Raw genomic sequence first — 20,300 nt, forward strand, 5'->3', positions numbered from 1 at the left:
GAATGCTTCAGCCCTCCGCTTGCCGCTCAAGCGCCACTGCGAGCGCTCGAAGCTGCTGCCGATCGCACTCGATCCATTGCGTCGCTGGATGTAGCGCGGCAGCACCGAGGACGACGGCAGCACGGTGGTGGTCGGAATCGCGGAAAGCGGCCAAGACCTCGCCGAGCGTCAGACCCTCCCACTCGTAGGCGCATTCCGTAGTGCGGAGCGCCGCCGCGAGAGCCGGACTCCCGACCGAGAACGGCAAGTAGCTGGCGAGCAGAACCGCCCGATCGGGGGAGTGCACTCCTGTTGCCAGCTCCGCGGCAGCGGCGGACTGCATGCGTTTCAGGTTCAGCTGCAACGGTTCACGGCCGTGTCTTCCTCTGATCGCGAGCACGGCCCGGTGCAGCGCGAGGGCCTGACGCGCTACGGACTCAAGGATCGCGGCGAGGTCATCGACCGTCTCGCTTGCGACGTCGACTACTGGCTGCTCCATCCCGCGGCCGACGTCTGCCGTTGGTTCGAGCAAGCCCCTGACGATCTCGACGTCGAGCTTCCGGATGCCATCCACGATCGTGACAAAGCCGAGACCGGCCGCTCCGTCGCTGAAGACCTCCGACTTCGTCAAGCCGCGCTCGACTGTTGTGTCGAAGAGGGGATGCAGCCTCGACCACCGTCAGCGCTACCGGGGGGAGCAGCGGACGGTTGGCCGAGGCTGCACATCGTCCGGGTCCATAACAGGCGCACCTTCGCGCTGGAGCGTACGTCGACCCGATTGGGAGTGGGATACGCCGCTCGGCTCGGACGAAGTCTGAAAGCACACTTCGACCCACGCTCGCGGTCCCGGCGAGGGGTAGAAGCCGGGACCGCGAGATGATGATCTGCCCGAGCCGCTGCAGCCCGATCACCTGGCAAATCGCATCCGAACCGCACCAGTGCGATCGGATGCACAAGATCGAGCTGGGCTGTTGGATGCACGTGGGTCATGACCGTCTCGCAGAGAGAGGAACGAACAACGCTCTGCGCTCCGCACGCTAGGGCTGCGACGACGCTCCCGGCAAGCACCTAATGCCGGGTATTCACCATATTTGACGGGCGAGGGCGAGGCTAGTTCGAGGCGGGGAACGGAACGATCGTGCCCCCGGTCCGGCTGTTCAAGACCGTCAGCCGGCCTTCATTCAAGACGAACAGCTGTCTCGCGGGGTGGAGGGCCGACATCGATGCCGATGCCATGAGAACGCCTACCCCAAGCTCTTGGACCAGTCTCCGCAGAAGCTGCACGACGCGCTCCTCTTGAAGGGCGCCGAGGTCGAGCGCTGGCTCGTCGACGAGCAGAAGCGCTGGCCGTCGCACGATCGCACGTGCGGTTCGGGCAAGCGTCCGTTCCGAACTCGACAGCTCGCACCAGCGGACCTTGGCACGGTCGCCGAGATCTACGTAGCTCAACACCTCCAGCGCTCGCCTGTGGGCTTCTCGACGGCGCGTTGCGGACAGCATCGGGAGCGCGACGAGGTCTTCGAGCGCGACCTCGCGGTTGTGCGGCTCCGTTTGGTCGACGAGTCCGATCGTCGTCAGCCGGAGTCGGCCTCGCTCGGCTTCGGACATTCCTGATGTATCCCGACCATCGATCCTCACCGAGCCATCACTGGGGCGTTCGAGTCCCGCCGCGAGTCGGAGGAGGGCCGTCTTGCCGGAGCGCCGAACGCCCCACACACCCACGAACCCGCCGCGGTCGACGGCGAGGGTGACATCGACCACCCCTTGGCCCGACTCCGTATCGAGTGCTCGGTGCGTCGTCGCCCGTTCGAGGCTGAGGAGCATGATCGCCGTCGTCGCGCCCGGTCTACTCCGAGTCGCCGTTGCGCTGGCCGCCGAGGGCGATTGCACGCTCCGCGAGTTCGGCCCGCGACATCTGCGCCCATTCCAGATCGGTCGCCAGCGTGCCGAGAAAAGCGCGACGGACCAGTGGGACGGCGAACTCGTTTCTGACGGCGTCGGTCGCCGCCATCTCCTTGGTCAACTCGAACACGTTGGCGATCTGCTTCTCACAGTCGTCGATCAGCTGGTCGAGCGTCTTGATGAGTACTGGGATGTCGTCGTCGGTAGCGACGAGCATCTGCATGTGGATGCTCTCGCGGATCGGGCGTCGTCGTTCGGGCGATTCCATCCAGGAGCGGTAGTACTCGACACCTCTGTCGGTCGCCTGGATTCGTTTGCGCCATTTCCAGTGCTCCGGCCCGGTTCTCTCCTCTATGGTCTCGAGCAGTCTTCTCTTCTCCAGCTGATTGATGCACGAGTAGACGGACGACTCCGTCAGTCCAAACAACTCGTTGACCGCTCTCAGGCGGCTTACCAGCTCGTACCCGTAGGTCCGGCGTCCGATCGCCTCCCCGAGCAACAGGTTGCTGTACATCGCGCCCCCGATCCGCTTCCCGCACCCTCGTTCCCCGCTCTATCCGAACGCGCCGCCCACGGCGACGCCAGATGAACGAGGCCGTAGGCTACCAGCACCTCGCGTTCGACGCTCCTCCTTCTTGACTAAGTCGTCGCCGCCTGCGAGTTGCAGATCCGCCAGGTCCGCAGCACCGGAAGAAGAACGTGTGCAAGCGTTCCGCTCGATCGCCGCAGCTGTTTGACCGCGGCGGTCAGCTCGCCGGTACGAGCGCTGTCCTTGCTGAGGTAGAGCGCGATCATGCAGCCGAGAAGGACGGCGTGCCGCTCTCCGCCCGGCAGACGGCGAACGGCCGCGGCCGCGCGCTCGAGGTGCAGCGCCAGGCGCATCACGCCGTCGGCCGCGCTCTCGTAGTGACCGAAGTAGCTGTGGTCGCCAGCCGCGAGGTCAGCGGCCTGGTCCACGAAGGAATCAATCATCGTGAGCGACACCGCGTACCACGGCCAGTACGCGTCGTAGGTCGCCGCGACGTCGGCGGCGGTGACGTGTAGCTCGGCGGCCAGCGCGAACAGGGCGTGGGTTGTGATCCACCCGCTAGCGGCCGCGGTCAGCTCGTACCAGCGCAGACCCCATTGCGCGTCCGGGAACTCCAGCTCGGCCCATGCGCGGAGTGCGCCATCGCGGTGCGTCGGCACGATGATGTGGTTGAGGTCAAGGACCGCGGAGCGCGAGATCTCTTGCTCCAGTGCGGGGCGGATCGCCGGGAACGACGGGAGCTGGACGGAGTCGGCTCGGACGCTCTCGACGAGGCCCAGCAGGTAACCGCCGTCTGCTCTCCACGGGTGGTCGCGGTAGTAGTCGGCGGGAGGACGATCAGGGTTGAGCGCATCGCCCAAGGCCTGGTAGAGCTGCGGCCCGCTGCCTGCCTCCACGGCGGCGCCGCGCTCGCTGACGCCGTCAAGGTAGTCCTGGAGGATCTCGTAGGTGACCAGCGCGCGCAGGAGGCGCTTGTCGCGACACGACGGCAGGGTCCAGAACATCGCCGCGCCGTCTGTGTGACCGCGCTTGTTGTCGAGCGCGTTCAACGCGTCGAGGCGGAGGAGAGGATCAGGGATTGCAGCGGCGAGTTGCCGCCACCTCTTCACCTCGGCCGACACCGCGTGCAGTCCGCCCGCGAGCTGAATGGCGGCTGCGCGCGCAAGGGCTGCGAGCTGTGCTCGATCGAGCGGAAGGGGGTCGGCCATTCCCAGCGATAGATGATCTCATCGGGTTCCGCGGGCGGGTTGTGCGTTCATCCCCGTTGAGGTCTCCCCAGGGTCCACCTTGGCGACCCGGTACCCGAACACACCGACGACCAGCACCGCGGCAACCGTGATCGTCAGCGCCGTCAGACCCGCGATCGGCCACGCGACTCCGTCTGCGACGGGGAAGCCTGTGACTCTGCTCAGGGCGCGAGAGAGGAGGCTCTGGCCGAGCAGCCCGAATGCGGCGCCGGCGAAGCAGCCTGTTCCAGTCAGGAGTGCGGTCTGAAGGAGCAGGCCCAGCCACACCTCACGGGCGCTGTAGCCCTCTCGTTTGATCGACGCGAGCTCCGGGCGTCGCTGCCAAAGCATGCCCGCCATCGCCGCCGCCATCGCAAGGACAGCGGAGATGTTCACCATCCAGGCGATGTTCGTCAGCGCAGCTAAGCCTTGCCGACTGCCGGCGTCGAGTTCGGCTTCTCGATCGGGCGCGGTCTTCACGATGAGGTTCGCGTCGCTCCCGAGTGCGTTGACAACGGCATCGCCTGCTTCGCGAGCGGTCGTCCCAGTCGCCGGCGTCACGTTCAACGCGCTGACGGCGGACGAGCCCCACGCTTCCGCGAAGCTGTCCGCGCTGATCACGATCGCGCCGGGGGGCCATCCCATGTTCGTCGAGGTCGCCGCCAGTCGGAACGTCGTCGGCACGGGCGAGGGCAGAGTGAACGGCTCGCCGATCTTCCAACCGTTCTCCCGCGCGACCGCCTCGGATGCGACCGCCCAGCGACCGCTGCGCAGTCTCCGATCAAGTTCTTCGTCGGCGGCCGCGGTCTGGCCTCGCGGGACCGGCAGCGGCGAGGACGCGGGCGTTCCAAACACCCAGACGCGCCGGTCCTTGATGTCGAGAAAGCTGCCGCGATACGCCTCGACCGACGCCACCCCCGATGTTCGACGGACTCTTGGAGGATCGAATCGTTCGGTGGCGAGAAGGTTCGGTGCTCCCGGCGCGACGATCCAAGCTGGAGCTGCGCCTGCCAGGTCTGCAGCGGTACCGTCGAGTCCGTCCTGCAGGTTCCCGTGCGACCCTTGGAGCGCAACGCTTCCGAACACGGCGACGGCGCCCGTCGCGACCACGGCGATCGACCGCAGGACCGTTGAGCCGTACCGCATGTCGTCGGTCGCGATGTAGGGCACAACGCTCCGGATCCGCGCCGTCAAAAGGTCCAGACCCGCGACCGCCGCGCGCAAGAGCGTTGGCAGCAGAAGCAGCATCGCCGCGGTGAGGCACACCAGTCCCGCGATCGCCGGAGCCGCAGACTGCGGTGCGATGGCGATCACGACAATCCCGACGAAGAGGAACGCAAGCCCCGCGATCGGGACGACCCATCGGGGCACACCGCTGATGAGCCTGGTGAGCATGGACGGTTGCTCGCCGCTCAGGTGCGTCCGACGGATCGCGCCGGCGGTCGGCAGCAGTACCGCCGAACAGCTCGCGACGACGCCGCCGGCAGCAGCCAGCAGAACGGATTCGACCGGCACCACGCGTCTGCTGCCGAACGTGAATGCCATCGAAAGGAACGAGGGCACCTCGCCGAATACGTGACGGGCGACGTGACCACCGATAACGATGCCCAGGATCGACGCGATCACGCCGAGCACCAGCGCGTCGAACAGCATGACGAAAGCAGCCGTTCGAGGTCCGTAGCCCTCTCTCAGCAGCTGCGAGAGATAGTCGCGTCGGGCAGGCACTGTCAGCAGGACGGCGCTGAACGCAAAGAGGAACCCGACCATCGCGCTGAAGACCGCGAACATCGCGGTCGACTGGCTCGATGGCGCCGAGGCGGATCGGAAGAGCGCTGCTTCGGAATCGGCCGCCCGCACCTCAAGCTGCGCGCCTCCGAGCATTTCGAGTCGCCGCTTCACGTCGTCGGCGTGGCCAGCTTCGGCACGAACGAAGACGCGCGTGATGAGCCCCGGCTTGTCGAGAAGCTCCTGCGCATAGGCCAACGGCGCGAGCACGATCGGGGTGTTCACGAGATCGCCGATCTGCTCCTCATCGAGCTGGGTGCCGAGCGGTGCGGCAGCCCGTTTTCCGTTGACCAAGATCTGGACGGTCGCGCCAAGCGTCAGACCGAGGTCGTTGGCGAGCGGGGACGGGAGGCCGATGGCTCGTTGCTGTTCGAGGTAGTCGGCAGAGAGTCGCTCAGTGATGCGGCTGTTAAGACCGCGAAAGTCCCCAGTCACTCCGAGCAACATCAGCGGTCGCTCTCCCTCGGGGCCAAGCGCGACAACACGGCTATCAAGAACGGGCGCGGCGGCTGCGACGCCGGGGACCGTCGGGATCTCGCGTGCGAGCGCGTCGGACAGCGTTCCTCCGCGGGCGGTGACCTGGAAGGTCGCCTCCCCGACGACGGCGCGCATCGTTGCGTCGAACGACCCGACCAGGCTTGCGTTCGCGACGAGTGCGGAGAAGAGCAGTGCGACGCCGATGGCGATTCCGAAGATCGCGAGCACTTCCTGACGCAGCCGTCTGCTGACGCGCAGCCACCAGTAGGCCGCGATGTTGGAGGGCTTCACGCCGACGCGGTCGTGCGGAACGGCCGCACCCGTCCGTCGACCAGTTCCAGAACCCGGTCTGCGTACTCTGCAGCCAGAGGGTCGTGGGTCACGAGGATCGTCGCTACGCCGCGGTCATGGCTGAGGCGTCTGATCAACGCCAACACCTCGCCGCTGCGTCTGCGATCCAGATTCCCCGTCGGTTCGTCGGCCAGCACGACTGCAGGTCTGATCGCGAGCGCTCGCGCGATCATGACGCGCTGGCGCTCGCCCCCAGACAGCTCGTCCGGGCGGTGATGAAGCCGATCGCCGAGACCAAGCTCGCCCATGAGATCTACCACTGCAGCACGCGCCTTAGGCAATCGATATCTGCCGAGCAGCTTGAACGCGGCGTTGTCGATGGCGCTCCCGGCAACGAACTCAGGCGTCTGCTGGATGAACCCGACCTCCGTGAGCCGATAGACGTCCGCGTCCCGCGCTCGCATGTTCGTAACATCCCGACCGCGAACCGCGACCCTGCCGCCATCGGGCCTCATCAGCCCCGCGATGATGTTGAGCAGCGTCGTCTTGCCCGAGCCGCTCGGCCCGTAGAGCGCGATGATCTCCCCGGCGTCGACGCTCATCGTCACGCCGTCGATCGCGCGGACAGTCTCGCCGTCAGGCGACGCGTAGTGCTTGGTCAGCTCGACGATCTCAACCATGCGAGTCGGGTATTTCACGCCCGCGTGGTCATGCGAGCGACGCGAAGCGACGAGTCGTCAACGGGATCAAGGGTGCCCCCACGGAGGATGTACGTCTCGTGTGCGCCGACGGCGGCGCTGAGCGTCGAACTGGTCAGCAGGACCGCCAGGCCGGAGTCGCGCACGAGTCTGGTCAGGAGGCCCACGATCTCGGCCTCCTCGACTGCGCCCATGTTCCGCGTGACGTCGTCTACAAGAAGAAGCCGGGGACCGCGAACCAGAGCGTGCGCAAGACCCGCACGAGCGCGCTGACCGTCGTCGAGCATCGACCAGCGAAGCTCCGCCGTGTGCTCGATTCCGACGATCGACAGTGTCTCGCGCGCACGTATGACAGCCTGCCGGCGGCTGAGTCGGCGCGCCACTGGGAGTGCCAGATAGTCGACAAGCTTCAGATCGCGCACGTCGGCGCCTCCAGCGTCCGCCAGACCCACCGTCTCGAGACGGACAGCTCCGCGCTTGGACGGTGAGAGCGTTGCGAGATCGATTCCACTAACCCGAACCGTCCCGCGATCAGGAGGCTCAATTCCGCTGGCGATGCGCAGCAACGTCGTCTTGCCGGATCGCGGACTTCCCCAGACGGCGACGAAGTCCCCGGCGGCGATTCTCAGGCGCGCGCCGTCGAGGAGCGGCGGCAAGTATGGCCCGCCTTGATGGCTACGGGCTACATCATCGAGTTCCAGCAGCGGCGCGTCGAGATCATCGAGGACTCGGTCCTCGCCCAACGAACCAGTTTCGACGTTGCCAGACACTGTCCCGCCGCCCCCTCCGACTAGGCCCCAAAGAGGCGACGGTACACGATCTTGTCTCAGCCTCGCTGCGCTTCTGAGGGCGACCGTTCGAGACCCTCCCTTCGATTCGGTTCGGCACGACGGCGAGCGGACTCCTGCACTCATCCCCTGCACGAGGTCGTGCTTCGATCGGAGCAGGAGACAGGGGCAGGACCCTGCCCCTCGCTCCCCGCGAGATCGCCCGTCCTGTCGGAGGTCGAGAAGGGGGGTCTGTCCTCTTCCCTGGTGGTGTGGGCTGTCAGGCTCGCGGGATGGTGTGGGTACTGCGTGTCGCCCGCACGATCGCCGATCGCGCCGCGCACGTGCCGCTCTCAACCTCGATGACCTCGCTCACGCGGTGTCGCTCCGTCGGGGCAAGCTGCCGATGCTCGACGCCTGACAACGCGCGACTGGGCCTCGATGGGAGCGTCAGCGCGCCAAAGCGCCGAACGTGGACAAGCGTCGTGCCTCGACGGTGCTGCGGCTGACGAGCCCGTCCCGCTGCGGCGCGGCTCGGGGTGTCGAGTGTCCTTACGATTACTCACCCCAATAGTCAGCAGATGCTGTTTAGTGGGGGGAGATTGGGCGGTCGCTTCGCTGTCACAGAATTGTGGCTCCGGCCAACCGCGCGCCCTTTGCTGAGGCTCGCCCCTGGCTCTCTGCTCCGGCACGAATTCACCTCCGTCTGCCGCGATACGGTCCGCGCCGCCGGGCCGAGCGGAACTCCGCGGCCGCGGCAGGCCACGCGTTCATGCGTTCAGTAGTGCTCGGAGGAGGTGATTCGGGCGGCCCGGGGCGGGGCCGCTGTGAGGTCGTGCCCGCTGCGCCTCAAGCGCGCGGGTCGCTAACGCTGATATCGCGGCTGAACTTGGCCGCATTCGATTGGAGTTGACATGAAACTCGTTCCAGCCTGTCGCGCGCTGATCGCGACGATGGCGCTCACGCTTGTGGTCGCGGGCGCGCAGAGCAGCACGGCATCCGCCTACCGGTATTGCAGTGGGCCGGTGCCGGCCACGAGCGCCTGCGGCAACACGGCGATTGGCGACTACATCGCCAACGATGTCATTTACGCCGGCACCTGGACCGGCACCGTTCGCGTGTGTGAGAAGACGACGACCGGCGGTAGCGTGCAGAGCCGAGTCTGCGCAATGGACCGTGCGTGGAGCAGCTCGGCGTGGATCTGGTCGATAGAGCAGTTGCACGCCGGAAACGACTCGCCGTGGACCCACACAATCTACGGCGACGCGGTGAGCCCGTCGCCGCTGGCGCGGTCCGCCGGCAGCAGCACTCGCCCCGACGAGCGGAGCTTGCTCGCGAGGGGCGCAGTCGACCGCGCCACCCTCCCCTCCGAGGCACGCTCCGAGTTCGAGGTGCTGCGTCGTCAGGGCGCCCGCCCCGTGGCGACGATCACGCGGCCCGACGATCAGGTCGCGGTGACCGCCACCGACGAGGGCGTTTGCGTCAGATCGACGGGAACGCATAGCGGTTCCTGCCAGACGCCTGAGAACGCGGCCAACGGCCGCCTGATCAGTGTGTCGGTCTGTGCGCCCGACCGGGCCGACGACACGCTCACGTTCTACGGGCTCGTTCCCGATGGCGTCACTGCCATCGAAGCCGTCACAGCCGGGGGCGAGGTCCTCACGAGCGCGGCCGTGTCGCTGAACACGTACCGGTTGGACCTGCCCAAGTCATCGGCAGATGAGGCGGCGCAGCTCCGTTGGGTCGGTGAGACCGGCGGTATCGCGATCGACGAGATCCTGCCGACCGACCTGACCTGCTGAGACCGTTCGCGCGGATGGTGGGCGGCAGACTGCCGCTCACCATCCGCCGGACCAGTAACGTGCATTTCAAGGGGCAGGGAAACGACGCGGAGGCGTTGGATGAGACAGATCAGGGGTTTTGGAACGCTTGTCGGCGTTGTGGCAACCAGTGCTGCGGTTGCATCGACGGCGGCAACCGCTCAGCTGCCGGTGGGTCCGCCGATCAACTTCGTCAAGCCAATCGCAATCGAACTCGGCACCTACGAGGTCTTGCCTCTGCGCGCGCCCGACCCGCGAGGCGGATTGCCTTGGGGCATGGCGACCTATTCCGGCAAGCCGCGTGATGGCGGTGAGTTCCGTTGCAGCGACTTCGGTCGGCTGCAGGGTGGCCGGATCGGGATCGTCACGGCCGAGAACACGTTCCGCCCCTATGAGCCGGCCGGCGGCCTTGACACCCGCTGTGGTGGCGTCAACCCGAGAACCGGCCAGAGCGGCTACATGGTCCGCGCCGTCCCCGAAACACTGCCGGCCAACTGCGACGTACCGAGCACACCGAGCCCGGCCATCCGCTGTTCTGATCCGACCGGGCCGTTTCGCACAGTCATCAGCGGCGAGCTCGGACCCGGCATCCTCAGCGCTACGACCACCGTCGGCGGACGCGAACGGAGAGTGCCGCTCACGCCGAACGGCGAGTTCATCACCGTCTTTGACGGCACCTACACCGAGACGACGCTGCCCGCGATCCACCTCGTCGTCAGCACCTGCGGCGCAAACGCTCGCTTCGACTTGTCGGGGCGTGGGATGGTCAAGGACGGCTGTCGCGCGACGATGGACTTCCCAGCGGATCAGCCGGTGCGCGAGAGCGCAGCATCGCGCCGAGCCCGCAGAGCGCCACGCGTCAGCGCGCACCTGCGCGTGATCGAGCGTCGCGGCGCGGCAAGCACTCGCCGCTTCACCGCGCGGCTCACCGTCCCGATCACGGTGCGAGTCCTCTCGGAAGGGTACGCCTACGAGCTGAGTGGGCCAACGGGCAAGGACTGCCGCGCCCGTACGACGAGATCAGCGGGCGAGGACTACGTCTCCAACTACCGCCAGATCGCCGGCAAGAGATACGACGCACCCATCATGCCGCTGCGCGGCAGATGGTGCCCGGGGCGCTACGAGCTGACCTTCTTCTTTGTGCGACAGACAGGCTCCACGCCAGGCCGGCTCCTCCGCAAACAAATCGCCACGACCTCTTTCACCGTGACGTGACCCGACGCCCGGTCGCCGGGGCCGGCGACCGAGCGCGGTGGCGCTCACGACGATCCGCCTGCGATCGCCCGCTGCTGGCCGCATCAGGCGGCTGAACCGGCGCGTTCGCCTGCATGCGGACAGCAGAGCACATCCGCGGCCAGGAGTTAGGCGCCCGGCCGCTGCGGGCCGCGCTCCGAGCCACCGGTTGCCACCGAGCGGTCTGCTGTCGCGTTCCGTTTCTGCACGTGCTGGACTACTCCGTCTTGATTCCACCGGGCCACATCGACTTCGACACCGGCGAGCTGCATTTTCAGACCCCGGTCGGGGTTCAGCGCTACCCCATGCCCGCTGGATTTCGAGACGTGAACATGCCTCTGCGACGCATGGACATAGACGTAGAGCGTGATCGCCTCGCAATAACGCTTCGCGACGGCACCGTCGCCATTGTCGAGCTGGGGGTGATCAGCGAACGAGACGGTGATGATCGTCGCGGCCGGCTTGTTGCGTATCTCGATCAGAATCGTTGGTCGACGCTGTCTGCGTGGCGGCACGGCAACCGGGTGATCTCGCCGAGTGAAGCGGACGGCGCGCGCAGGATCGCGGAGTACGTACGGGCGGGGAAGCTCATCCTGCCGATGTCTGCTGCACACATGATCGAAACCAGTGCCTTGCACAGCGAACGTCGGACGACGCTTGCGGCAACGATGCTCGAGTTCAGCCGGGGATGGCAATCTCGCAATCCAGTTGCGGTGCGCAGAGAAGAGCTGGTTGCGGCGCTGCGTGGGGAGGAGCCTCGCGCGCGGAGTATCGTCTCGCTCGGACCGGAGGGAATCTTCACGCAGCCACTGAGACAGCCGTCGGGCGACGCCAGATGGCCGCAAGTCATGGCGCTCGCTTTCCCGCGCCTTGTGAACGTGATGAGCGTGTACTCGACGTTGATCTCGCCGCAGAAGGTGCCGAATGAAACAGGGAAAGCGGCCGCGGAGAGATGGTCCACGACGTTCCCACGTTTAGCGGACTGGCTCAGAGCCAACAACGCCACTGCCAGACAGGCCCGGATGACGGCTCATGGCGCCGTGCTCGCGGACCTCGCGCCGGAGATCGAGCAGTTGGCTTCAGTGCCTGAGATCAGAACCTGGCTAGAGCGGTCCTATGGCGACGTCACGGCGTTGCCGTACCTGAGCCGGTACCGCGCGGTCGTCTTTGCGCGCATTCGAAACGCGGGGAGATGGGAGGGCAACGACTTGATCGATCTCCACTATCTGTGCTCTGCGGCGGCCTACGCGGATCTCGTCGTCGGCGAGAGACGAACGATTGGAGAACTGAGGACCGCCAGCGGGATCCCTACCGGCGCGACGCTGGCGACGAACTTGGCGGAGGCGGCTTCACTGCTCGACCGCCGCTTTGCCACCATGGATCCCGCCTGATGGGAAGACCCGTCCAGGTTGTCCGGAGGCCTGAAGGCGCCGCGCCGACTCATCCGCCGTCGTGAAAGACCGCCGGTTCCGGTTCCGGGACGTCATGTCCGAGTGTGCGGTGGATCTCGCGCTCAAGCGACTCGTCGAGGGAATCGGGTTGGAGTTCGAAAGGGCCGCGTGCAAGCTGAGCCCCGTCGGGCCAGGCATCACCGTCGCTTGTCAATGCGATGCGCAGATAGCCCGGACCGGAGCCTCCGAGGTGATGGACAAGGTCGGTGGCGGCCTCGAACGCCGGCCGCAGCACGTCTCTGACGAGGATCTCGGGACGCAGCGAGCCGTCCCACGCCCCTCTATAGGCGACCGTGACCACACCTGTCCACCAGCTCGTGAGCGCCCAGTCCGCCTGGTGGTGTCGCCACGGGTGAACTGAGGCGAATCGTCGATCCTGAGCAACCCCGCCTTCATAGTCGACAAGGCTGGGCATCCGATTGTTCTCGTCCCCGGCAAGCCGTCTCAGCCGTCGCCGCATGTGCTCGGCCGTCGATGCGCGAAAGAGGATCGCCGAGATGTCGTCGCCGGGCGTAACCGACGATACGGCGACGGACGCCCGCAGAAACTGTGAGTTCAAGGCATCGACGTCGCCGAGCTCTTGGCTGCGGCTTGGTTTCCGCGGGAGTGCCACGAACGCTTGTCTGAGCGCCTCGTCCGCGGTGAGGATGGCGTTGTCATGTGCTCGCCGGCCGCGCGTGAAGAGCGCGGCGAGCCGCGTCGGGTCCTGCACGCGGAGCGTCGCTCCTGGCACGCGTTCGAAGACGGTCCCGCGGACGATGCAGGGGCCGGCGTGCATCGGCTTGACCTGAACGACCGCGACGTACCGGTTCTCGGCGACCCTGATCGGAAGCACGTCGTACTCGGGGATCGGTGCGACCCCTTCCTGCAGACACGTGGTGATGTAGCGGTCAACCTCGTTGTCGCGGAACGACATCCCGTCGATCTCCCAACCATGGCCGTTCTCTCTCACGCCGAGAAGCAGGTAGCCGCCCTCGTTGCTGTTCGCGAAGCCGCCGCACTGGCGCCGGATCTCTTGAGCGTCGGGCCGTCCGCCGCCCTTCGCCTCCCACAGCAGGGGCTCCTTCTCCGCCTCTTCGAGAAACCGTCTGAGGCGGGTGAGATCGAGCTGGCGAAAGGGGACTCCGAAAAGCTGTTGCACGGGCCGCGAGTTTACGGCGTTGCCGGAACGGTCAGGTCTAGCTGTTGTCTTTCGGCATGAGGTCTCGGAACTCGCTCATGCCGCGGGCGCCGAGCAAGTTGAGTACGACGATCGCGTCGGAGCGGGCGCGCTCGCTACCGGAAGGCTGCCGCAGCGCTCCGGTCTCAATCGGACCGATGCGCCGACTGCGACTGACCCGCCTGCCGACGCAGCGCGGAACATCCGGCAGTGCGGGCGGGCCCGAAAGCCGCCGGATCGGGTCGACTGCGTCCGTCAGTCGGATTGGGGAGGAGTGAGGTCGGCGAGCTGCTCGCGGACGATCCGCATCTCTTCGCGGTCTGCTTGGTCGGTGGCGAGCCGGTGGACCTCTTCCGTGACGGATGAGCGGACGCGGTGGTGAGTGGCGGCTTCGCTTGGCGTGGCGGGGACTGCGTTGGGGTGATGCGACTTGTTGGAGTCGTTCATGTGCAGTTAGGTGCCGCGGCTGCTGTCAGATGGCCCTTTGTGAGTCTTTCCGGACCAACGCGAATGCCGCGGCGTCGGTGAAGGTGTGGTCGGCGGGATGATCCGCGATCGCGTCGTCGATGGCGGCGGTAGTCGTGTTGTCGTCGAGCGGGTCAGCCATTGAGGCTTGCCTGGCGAAGCGTTCGCTGTTTGAGATGCCGAGCTGTCTTTCGGCGCGGTCGGCGATCGCGTCGGAATCTGCGTTGGCTTTCTCCATAGGGGGCAGCGTAGCCGCAGATCGGCGGCCCCGCCGTCGGGCCGAGATGCCCGTTTGGTACCCAATCCTGGTACCCAATCCCCTCCAGCACCCCAAGTTCGCCTCTCCCCAAAACGACGAAACCCCCGCGTTTGCGGGGGTTTCGTTCCGATGGAGCTAGTCGGGCTCGAACCGACGACCTTCGCGCTGCCAGCGCGACGCTCTCCCAGCTGAGCTATAGCCCCGGGGGAGGAGAAGTGTACAACGCCCGCGCGAGAGATGGCGGCCGACCTCGCGGGGCCCCGAAAACCCCGTCAGCGCTGGGGAATGAACTCCGGCACGTCGAGATCATCGTCGGCGCGGCGGGTGCCGTTGCGCGGCGCTGGGTCGCGAAAGTCGCGCGGCTCGCGCGCACGGAAATCGCGCTCGCGCTCTCGACCCCCGTCGCGCTCGCGAGCAGCGCCCCGCCGCGGCTCAGGCGCCGGCGGCTCCGGCTCGACCTGCTCGATGTGGGCGTTGAGCTGCCCATGGACCTTCAGCACGTCCCGCAGCAACCGCTCGGCGTTCGCTCTCAGCGAGCCGCCCAGCTCGCGCAGGTTCTCGGTCAGCTCCATGCCCTCGGCACGGACCTCGCCGGCGACGATCCGCGCCTCGCTGGTCAGGTCGCGCGCGCGGCGCTCGCCGTCGGCGCGCTTCTCGGCCGCCCAGGCCTCGGCCTCGCGTCTGATCTCGCGCGCGTCATGCTCGGCTCTCGCTCTGATCTCGCCGGCCTCGGCACCGGCGGAGGTCTTCATGCGCGCCGACTCGCCTCTTGCCTCGGCGACCAGCCGCTCGGCGATCTTTCTCGCCTCGGCGATGATCTCGCCGGCCTCCTCCTCGGCCGCGGCGACGCGGAAGTCGGCCGCACGATCGGCTTCCGCGATCCGCTCCTTCAGCCGCTGCTCGGCGTCCTCGCGCAGTCTCGCCGCCGTGTCCTCGGCGGCGGAGATGATCGCGGCGACGCGGTTGGCGGACACGGATGCGGGCCCGCGCTGGGGTTTCGCGGTGCCGTCGGTGGGGGAAGACTCGTCGGCCATCGTCGGCATGGTAATCGGCCGGGGCGCTCGGATCGTTGAACGGGCGCGAATTTCTCTGGCCGGTCAGACCACGGCAGGCACCGGCCGCCGCACGAGCGCGACGAGAGAGAGCGCCATCACGGCCGACAGCAGCACGAACGGCACCGCGTCGCTGGTCGCCTCCGCCAGGCCGCTGCCGGCGACCGCGCCCAGCACCTGACCGCCGGCCCAGGTCAGGTTCACAAGCGCGAACGCCATCCCCTGGTCGAGCCCCGCGCCCGCCGCGCCGTCGGACAGCAGTGCCATCGCGGGCGTGTAGAGCGAGCCGACGACCACCAGCGCCACCACCACCGACACGGCGAACAGCCAGACCCCGGACGGCGGCACCAGCAGCAGCACGCAGACGCTCGATCCGGCCAACGAGCGCAGCAGCAGCGGCCGCCGGCCGACACGGTCGGACGCGCGCCCGGCGAGCGTCTGCACCACCGTCTGGATCGCGGCGGCGACGAGGAAGGTCGCGCCGATCCCGAAGCCGCCCGCGCCCAGCTCGTCCAGCTCCAGCGCCCCCAGCACGTTGATCGTGCCGAAGCCGAGCGCCGGCACGGTCACCAGCACCATCCCGCCGCGCACCCGGGGCGCCGACAGCGCCCGCCGGAACGCGGGACCCACTGACCCGCCGACCGGCGGCACCGCCGGGATCCGCAGCGCGCAGAGGAACAGCACGACGCCGAGCACGGCGATCGCGCCGAACGGCAGCTCCGGTCCGGTCGCGCGCGCGACCGCGCCGACGACCGGCCCCAGCAGCGAGCCGCCGACCGCCGCCGACATCGCGGTGCCGATCATCGCGCCGCGGTTTGCCGTCGGCGCCTGCGCCAGCAGCCAGCCGAAGCCGCCCGCGAACGAGAAGGCGGCGCCGATGCCCTGCACGAACCGCGTCACGTCGGAGTCCCCGAAGGCGAAGCCGACGCTCGCGACGCTCATCAGCGCCACCCCGACGAGCACCGCCCGGCGGGCGCCGAGGCGCGCGGCGAACAGCCCGCCCGGCAGCGCCCCGAGCAGCGTTCCTGCCGCGTACGCGCCCGCGAGCACGCCCGCGGCCGACTTCGACAGGTCGAAGCGATCGGCGTAGTCGGGCAGCAGCGGGGTGATCGCCGCGTAGAACATCGTGTCGACCAGGACGATGACGCTGACGAGGAACAGCAGGCGACGCACCGGCTCACGGTAGCCTGTCCAGCACCGATGAGCGATTTGCGCGAGCTGAGATACGAGCCGAAGGCGATCGAGCCGAAGTGGCAGCAGGTGTGGGCCGACGAGCGCACCTGGGAGGTCTCCAACGAGGACGACGGCCGCGAGGCCTACTACGTCCTGGAGATGCTTCCCTACCCGAGCGGCGAGCCGCACATGGGGCACCTCAAGAACTACGCCCTCGGCGACGCCGTCGCGCATTTCAACCGCCGCAACGGCAAGCGCGTCCTGCACCCGATGGGCTACGACGCCTTCGGCCTGCCGGCGGAGAACAACGCGATCAAGACCGGCGTCCACCCGCGCGACGCGACCGCCGCCTCGATCGCCTCCTTCCAGCGCCAGTTCCGCGAGTGGGGGATCTCGATCGACTGGACGCGCGAGTTCGGCACGCACGAGCCGCGTTACTACAGATGGACCCAGTGGCTCTTCCTGCAGCTGTTCGAGCGCGGCCTCGCGTACAAGAGAGACGGCTCGGTCAACTGGGATCCGGTCGAGGAGACCGTGCTCGCCAACGAGCAGGTGATCGACGGCCGCGGTGAGCGCTCCGGCGCGCTGGTCGAGATCCGCCAGCTTGAGCAGTGGTACTTCCGCATCACCGACTACGCCGACCGGCTGCTCGACGACCTCGACACGATCCAGTGGCCCGAGCACGTCAAGACGATGCAGCGCCACTGGATCGGCCGCTCGGTCGGCGCCCACGTCGTCTTCCACAACGCCGAGCTGGGCAAGGACTACGAGGTCTTCACGACCCGCCCCGACACGCTCTTCGGCGCGACCTTCTTCGTGATGTCGCCCGAGCACCCCGACGTGCTCGCGCTCGCGGAGGGGACCGAGCACGAGCAGGCGGTGCGCGACTACGTCAGACACGCGCTGCTGGAGTCCAACGAGGAGCGCGGCGCCGCCGACAAGGCGAAGACCGGCGTCCCGCTCGGCCGCACGGTGATCAACCCCGTCAACGGCGAGGCGATCCCGATGTTCGTCGCCGACTACGTGCTGATGGAGTACGGCACCGGCGCGATCATGGCCGTCCCCGCGCACGACGAGCGCGACTTCGGCTTCGCCCAGGTCCACGGCCTGCCGATCCGCCAGGTGATCGCCTCCGCGCCCGGCGCCGAGGACGAGCTGCCGTTCTCCTCCGACGGCGTGCTCGTCAACTCCGACGCGCGCTTCGACGGCAGACCGAACCGCGAGGCGCTCGAGGAGATCGTCGGCTGGCTCGACGGCGACGGCAAGGGCAGAAGAGCGATCAACTACCGCCTGCGCGACTGGCTCGTCTCTCGCCAGCGCTACTGGGGCTGCCCGATCCCGATCGTCTACTGCGAGCAGCACGGCGCGGTCGCGGTGCCCGCCGACCAGCTGCCGGTCGAGCTGCCCGACGTGACCGACTACAAGCCGAGAGGCCGCTCACCGCTGGCGGCGGTCGAGGAGTGGGTCGCGACGACCTGCCCCGAGTGCGGCGGCCCGGCGCGGCGCGAGACCGACACGATGGACACGTTCGTCGACTCGTCCTGGTACTTCCTGCGCTACACCGACGCGAACAACGACTCCGCGCCGTGGGCGAGGGAGGTCGCTGACGGCTGGATGCCGGTCGACCAGTACATCGGCGGCGTCGAGCACGCGATCCTGCACCTGCTGTACGCGCGCTTCTTCACGAAGGCATTCCACGACATCGGCCTGCTGAGCGCCGACGAGCCGTTCCAGGCGCTCTTCACGCAGGGCATGATCACGCGCGACGGCGCGAAGATGTCGAAGTCGAAGGGCAACGTGATCGCGCCATCGTCGTACGTCGACAGATACGGCGCCGACACCGCCCGCTGCTACATCCTCTTCATCGGCCCGCCCGACCAGGACGCCGACTGGTCCGACGAGGGGGTCGAGGGCGTCCACCGCTTCCTCGCGCGCCTGTGGCGGCTTGGGGTCGAGGTCGGTCGTGGCCCGGCCGACTCGCCGGCCGCCGGCGACTTCGTCAACGACGCCGACGCGGCGCTGACGCGCAAGGCGCACTGGGCGATTGACAAGGTCACCAACGACATGGGCGCCCGCTTCGCCTTCAACACCGCGATCTCGGCGGTGATGGAGCTGGTCAACGAGTCGTACCGCCATCGCGATCAGGCTTCGCCCGAGGTGCTGCGCTTCGCCGCGGCGACGGGCGCGTCGCTGATCTTCCCGTTCGCCCCGCACACCGCCTCGGAGGTCTACGAGCAGGCGACCGGGCAGCGCGTCTGGGAGCAGCCGTGGCCGGTCGCCGATCCGGCGATGCTGGTCGCGGACACCTTCGAGCTGGTCGCGCAGGTCAACGGCAAGGTGCGGGAGCGCCTGACCGCGCCGGCCGACGCCTCGAAGGAGCAGCTCGAGGAGCTGGCGCGCAACGCGCCGAACGTGCAGGCCCACCTCGACGGCAAGCAGGTCGTCAAGGTGATCGTCGTGCCGGGCAAGCTCGTCAACATCGTCGTCCGGTAGGTCGTCTCGATGGAGGGTCTGGTCGACGTCGGCGTGCGCGTCGTCGATCGCCCGCATGTCGCGGTGATCGGCGCCTCCGTCTGCGACGCGATCGAGAGCGCGCTCGCCTTCTCGGTCGGTGACGCGCTCGTGCGGGCGGGTGCGGTGATCGTCTGCGGCGGTGGCGGCGGCGTGATGGAGGCGGCCTGCCGCGGCGCTCAGCTGGCGGCGGAGGGGATGAGCCGCGGCGGCCGCACGAGCGCGGTTCGCGGCGGCGCCGACGGCAGCGGCGGCGTCGGCGGCCGGCCGGCGGCAGGTGATGCGGCCGAGATCGTCACGATCGGGATCCTGCCCGGCCTCGACCGCGCGGCGGCGAACCCGTACGTCGACGTCGCGATCGCGACGGGGATGGGCGAGCTGCGCAACGGCCTGATCGTGCGCTCCGCCGACGCGCTGATCGCGATCGGCGGCGCCTACGGGACGCTGTCGGAGATCGCGTTGGCGCTGAGAGCGGGCAAGCGTGTCGTCGGCCTGCGCACGTGGGAGCTGGGCCGCGACGGCTTCGTCGATGCCGGCGTCTTCGTGGCGAGCGACGCTGAGGAAGCGGTGGCGGTCGCGCTTGCTGCGGCGGCGCGCCCCTGACCGCCTGCGCAATGACGTGACGAATGCGCGCGCCGCGTGTGTGAAACGCGCGTAGCGCCGTCGCGGCGACCGGTCGTAGCGTCCGGACCATGCCGCAGCCGACCAAGCCCCAGCTCGCGATCTACGCCGCTTGCGCGATCGCCGTCCTGCTGATCGGCGCGCGCTTTCTGCGCGCTGGGGAAGCCGGCGCGCCGGGCGGATCGGCGTCGGCGGACACCGCGCTTGCCGGCGGAGCGCTCGGCGCGCCCGACGGCGCCTCGGGCGGGCTGGCTGACCCGGCCGGCGGCGGTTCCGCCTCCGCCTCCGCCTCCGCTTCCGCCTCCGACGAACTCGCCGCGGGCGCGGTCGTGGTCGACGTCAAGGGAGCGGTGCGGCGGCCGGGCGTCTACAGACTCGCGACCGGTGCGCGCGTGCTCGACGCGGTCGAGCGAGCTGGCGGCCTCAGCCACCGCGCCGATCGACGCGGCGTGAACCTCGCGGCGAGAGTGACCGACGGCGGCGAGGTGATCGTGCCGCGGAGAGGGGAGCGGGCCGTCGGCGGCGTGGGCGTGACGGGCTCGGCGGGCGGCGCGGCGGCGGGCGGCGCGGCGGCGGGGGTGGCGGGCGGCTCCACCGCCGGCGCAGCGGGTGCTGGCGCGGGGACCCCGCTCGCGCTCGACATCAACACCGCGACGGCGCAGGAGCTGGAGCTGCTCGACGGTGTCGGCCCGGCGACCGCAGCGAAGATCATCGCCTACCGCGAGCAGGCCGGCGGCTTCAGATCGATCGAGGAGCTGGACGCCGTCTCCGGGATCGGCGAAGCGAAGCTCGCCGCGATCCGCGCCCAGCTCGGCAGATGAGCGCGATCCTCGCTCGCCCGTGCGACGCCCGCCCGGCTTCTGCCCGCCCGCGCACTACCCGCCGGCGCGGCTTCCGCCGTC

18 protein-coding genes and 1 tRNA gene are annotated in these 20,300 nt (G+C 68.4%); 6 read left to right on the forward strand and 13 right to left on the reverse strand.

All coding sequences use genetic code 11. The features are described from left to right. Positions 1-7: 7 nt before the first annotated feature. The 7 genes from R7226_RS03905 to R7226_RS03935 all read right to left on the reverse strand — a co-directional run bounded on the left by R7226_RS03905 (position 8) and on the right by R7226_RS03935 (position 7,630). Entirely contained in the window at positions 8-610 is a 603-nt protein-coding gene (locus R7226_RS03905) for a hypothetical protein (protein ID WP_318595727.1), read from the reverse strand. A 479-nt stretch (positions 611-1,089) separates the two neighbouring features. Continuing rightward, on the reverse strand, positions 1,090-1,803 hold the full coding sequence (locus R7226_RS03910; protein WP_318595728.1) for an ATP-binding cassette domain-containing protein: 714 nt from the start codon (positions 1,801-1,803) through the stop codon (positions 1,090-1,092). A 22-nt stretch (positions 1,804-1,825) separates the two neighbouring features. Then, complete coding sequence (locus tag R7226_RS03915) at positions 1,826-2,395, reverse strand: PadR family transcriptional regulator (RefSeq protein ID WP_318595729.1); 570 nt, start codon at positions 2,393-2,395, stop codon at positions 1,826-1,828. Positions 2,396-2,520: 125 nt separating this feature from the next. Further along, positions 2,521-3,618: a DUF2600 family protein gene (locus R7226_RS03920; protein WP_318595730.1), complete on the reverse strand. Its 1,098-nt coding sequence runs from the start codon at positions 3,616-3,618 to the stop codon at positions 2,521-2,523. An 18-nt stretch (positions 3,619-3,636) separates the two neighbouring features. Further along, the gene (locus R7226_RS03925) at positions 3,637-6,189 is read right to left on the reverse strand and encodes an FtsX-like permease family protein (RefSeq protein WP_318595731.1); all 2,553 of its coding nucleotides are present in this window, start codon (positions 6,187-6,189) and stop codon (positions 3,637-3,639) included. Continuing rightward, positions 6,186-6,869, reverse strand: coding sequence for an ABC transporter ATP-binding protein (locus tag R7226_RS03930; protein WP_318595732.1), 684 nt, complete (start codon positions 6,867-6,869; stop codon positions 6,186-6,188). The genes R7226_RS03925 and R7226_RS03930 overlap by 4 nt, the downstream gene beginning before the upstream one ends. Before the next feature lie 14 nt (positions 6,870-6,883). Next, positions 6,884-7,630, reverse strand: coding sequence for an ATP-binding cassette domain-containing protein (locus R7226_RS03935; RefSeq protein WP_318595733.1), 747 nt, complete (start codon positions 7,628-7,630; stop codon positions 6,884-6,886). 938 nt (positions 7,631-8,568) lie between these two features. On the opposite strand from R7226_RS03935, the gene R7226_RS03940 reads away from it, so the two are divergent. From R7226_RS03940 to R7226_RS03950, 3 genes are all read left to right on the forward strand, one after another. Further along, entirely contained in the window at positions 8,569-9,456 is an 888-nt protein-coding gene (locus tag R7226_RS03940) for a hypothetical protein (RefSeq protein ID WP_318595734.1), read from the forward strand. Positions 9,457-9,555: 99 nt separating this feature from the next. Then, the gene (locus tag R7226_RS03945; protein WP_318595735.1) at positions 9,556-10,689 is read left to right on the forward strand and encodes a hypothetical protein; all 1,134 of its coding nucleotides are present in this window, start codon (positions 9,556-9,558) and stop codon (positions 10,687-10,689) included. A 227-nt stretch (positions 10,690-10,916) separates the two neighbouring features. Next, entirely contained in the window at positions 10,917-12,098 is a 1,182-nt protein-coding gene (locus tag R7226_RS03950) for a hypothetical protein (protein WP_318595736.1), read from the forward strand. A 49-nt stretch (positions 12,099-12,147) separates the two neighbouring features. Here R7226_RS03950 and R7226_RS03955 read toward each other — a convergent pair whose 3' ends face one another. The 6 genes from R7226_RS03955 to R7226_RS03980 all read right to left on the reverse strand — a co-directional run bounded on the left by R7226_RS03955 (position 12,148) and on the right by R7226_RS03980 (position 16,266). Continuing rightward, complete coding sequence (locus R7226_RS03955) at positions 12,148-13,299, reverse strand: AlbA family DNA-binding domain-containing protein (RefSeq protein ID WP_318595737.1); 1,152 nt, start codon at positions 13,297-13,299, stop codon at positions 12,148-12,150. A 273-nt stretch (positions 13,300-13,572) separates the two neighbouring features. Beyond that, positions 13,573-13,764, reverse strand: a complete 192-nt coding sequence (locus R7226_RS03960; RefSeq protein WP_318595738.1) for a hypothetical protein — start codon at positions 13,762-13,764, stop codon at positions 13,573-13,575. A gap of 25 nt (positions 13,765-13,789) precedes the next feature. Continuing rightward, complete coding sequence (locus tag R7226_RS03965) at positions 13,790-14,020, reverse strand: hypothetical protein (RefSeq protein ID WP_318595739.1); 231 nt, start codon at positions 14,018-14,020, stop codon at positions 13,790-13,792. Between the two features lie 151 nt (positions 14,021-14,171). Continuing rightward, positions 14,172-14,244: transfer RNA gene (locus R7226_RS03970), tRNA-Ala, on the reverse strand. A 69-nt stretch (positions 14,245-14,313) separates the two neighbouring features. Next, positions 14,314-15,075 (reverse strand): hypothetical protein, encoded by a 762-nt coding sequence (locus R7226_RS03975; RefSeq protein ID WP_318595740.1) that lies wholly within the window; start codon positions 15,073-15,075, stop codon positions 14,314-14,316. A 63-nt stretch (positions 15,076-15,138) separates the two neighbouring features. Further along, on the reverse strand, positions 15,139-16,266 hold the full coding sequence (locus R7226_RS03980; protein ID WP_318595741.1) for an MFS transporter: 1,128 nt from the start codon (positions 16,264-16,266) through the stop codon (positions 15,139-15,141). Positions 16,267-16,293: 27 nt separating this feature from the next. Here R7226_RS03980 and leuS point away from each other — a divergent pair, with 27 nt between their 5' ends. The 3 genes from leuS (at position 16,294) to R7226_RS03995 (ending at position 20,219) form a co-directional block, all read left to right on the forward strand. Continuing rightward, a complete protein-coding gene (gene leuS / locus R7226_RS03985; RefSeq protein WP_318595742.1) occupies positions 16,294-18,759 on the forward strand; it encodes a leucine--tRNA ligase in 2,466 nt (821 codons plus the stop codon). Between the two features lie 9 nt (positions 18,760-18,768). Further along, a complete protein-coding gene (locus R7226_RS03990; protein ID WP_318595743.1) occupies positions 18,769-19,380 on the forward strand; it encodes an SLOG cluster 4 domain-containing protein in 612 nt (203 codons plus the stop codon). An 89-nt stretch (positions 19,381-19,469) separates the two neighbouring features. Beyond that, positions 19,470-20,219 (forward strand): helix-hairpin-helix domain-containing protein, encoded by a 750-nt coding sequence (locus tag R7226_RS03995; RefSeq protein ID WP_318595744.1) that lies wholly within the window; start codon positions 19,470-19,472, stop codon positions 20,217-20,219. Positions 20,220-20,300: the final 81 nt, after the last annotated feature.

It is taken from the genome of Conexibacter stalactiti (assembly GCF_033542075.1).
Lineage (GTDB): Bacteria > Actinomycetota > Thermoleophilia > Solirubrobacterales > Solirubrobacteraceae > Conexibacter > Conexibacter stalactiti.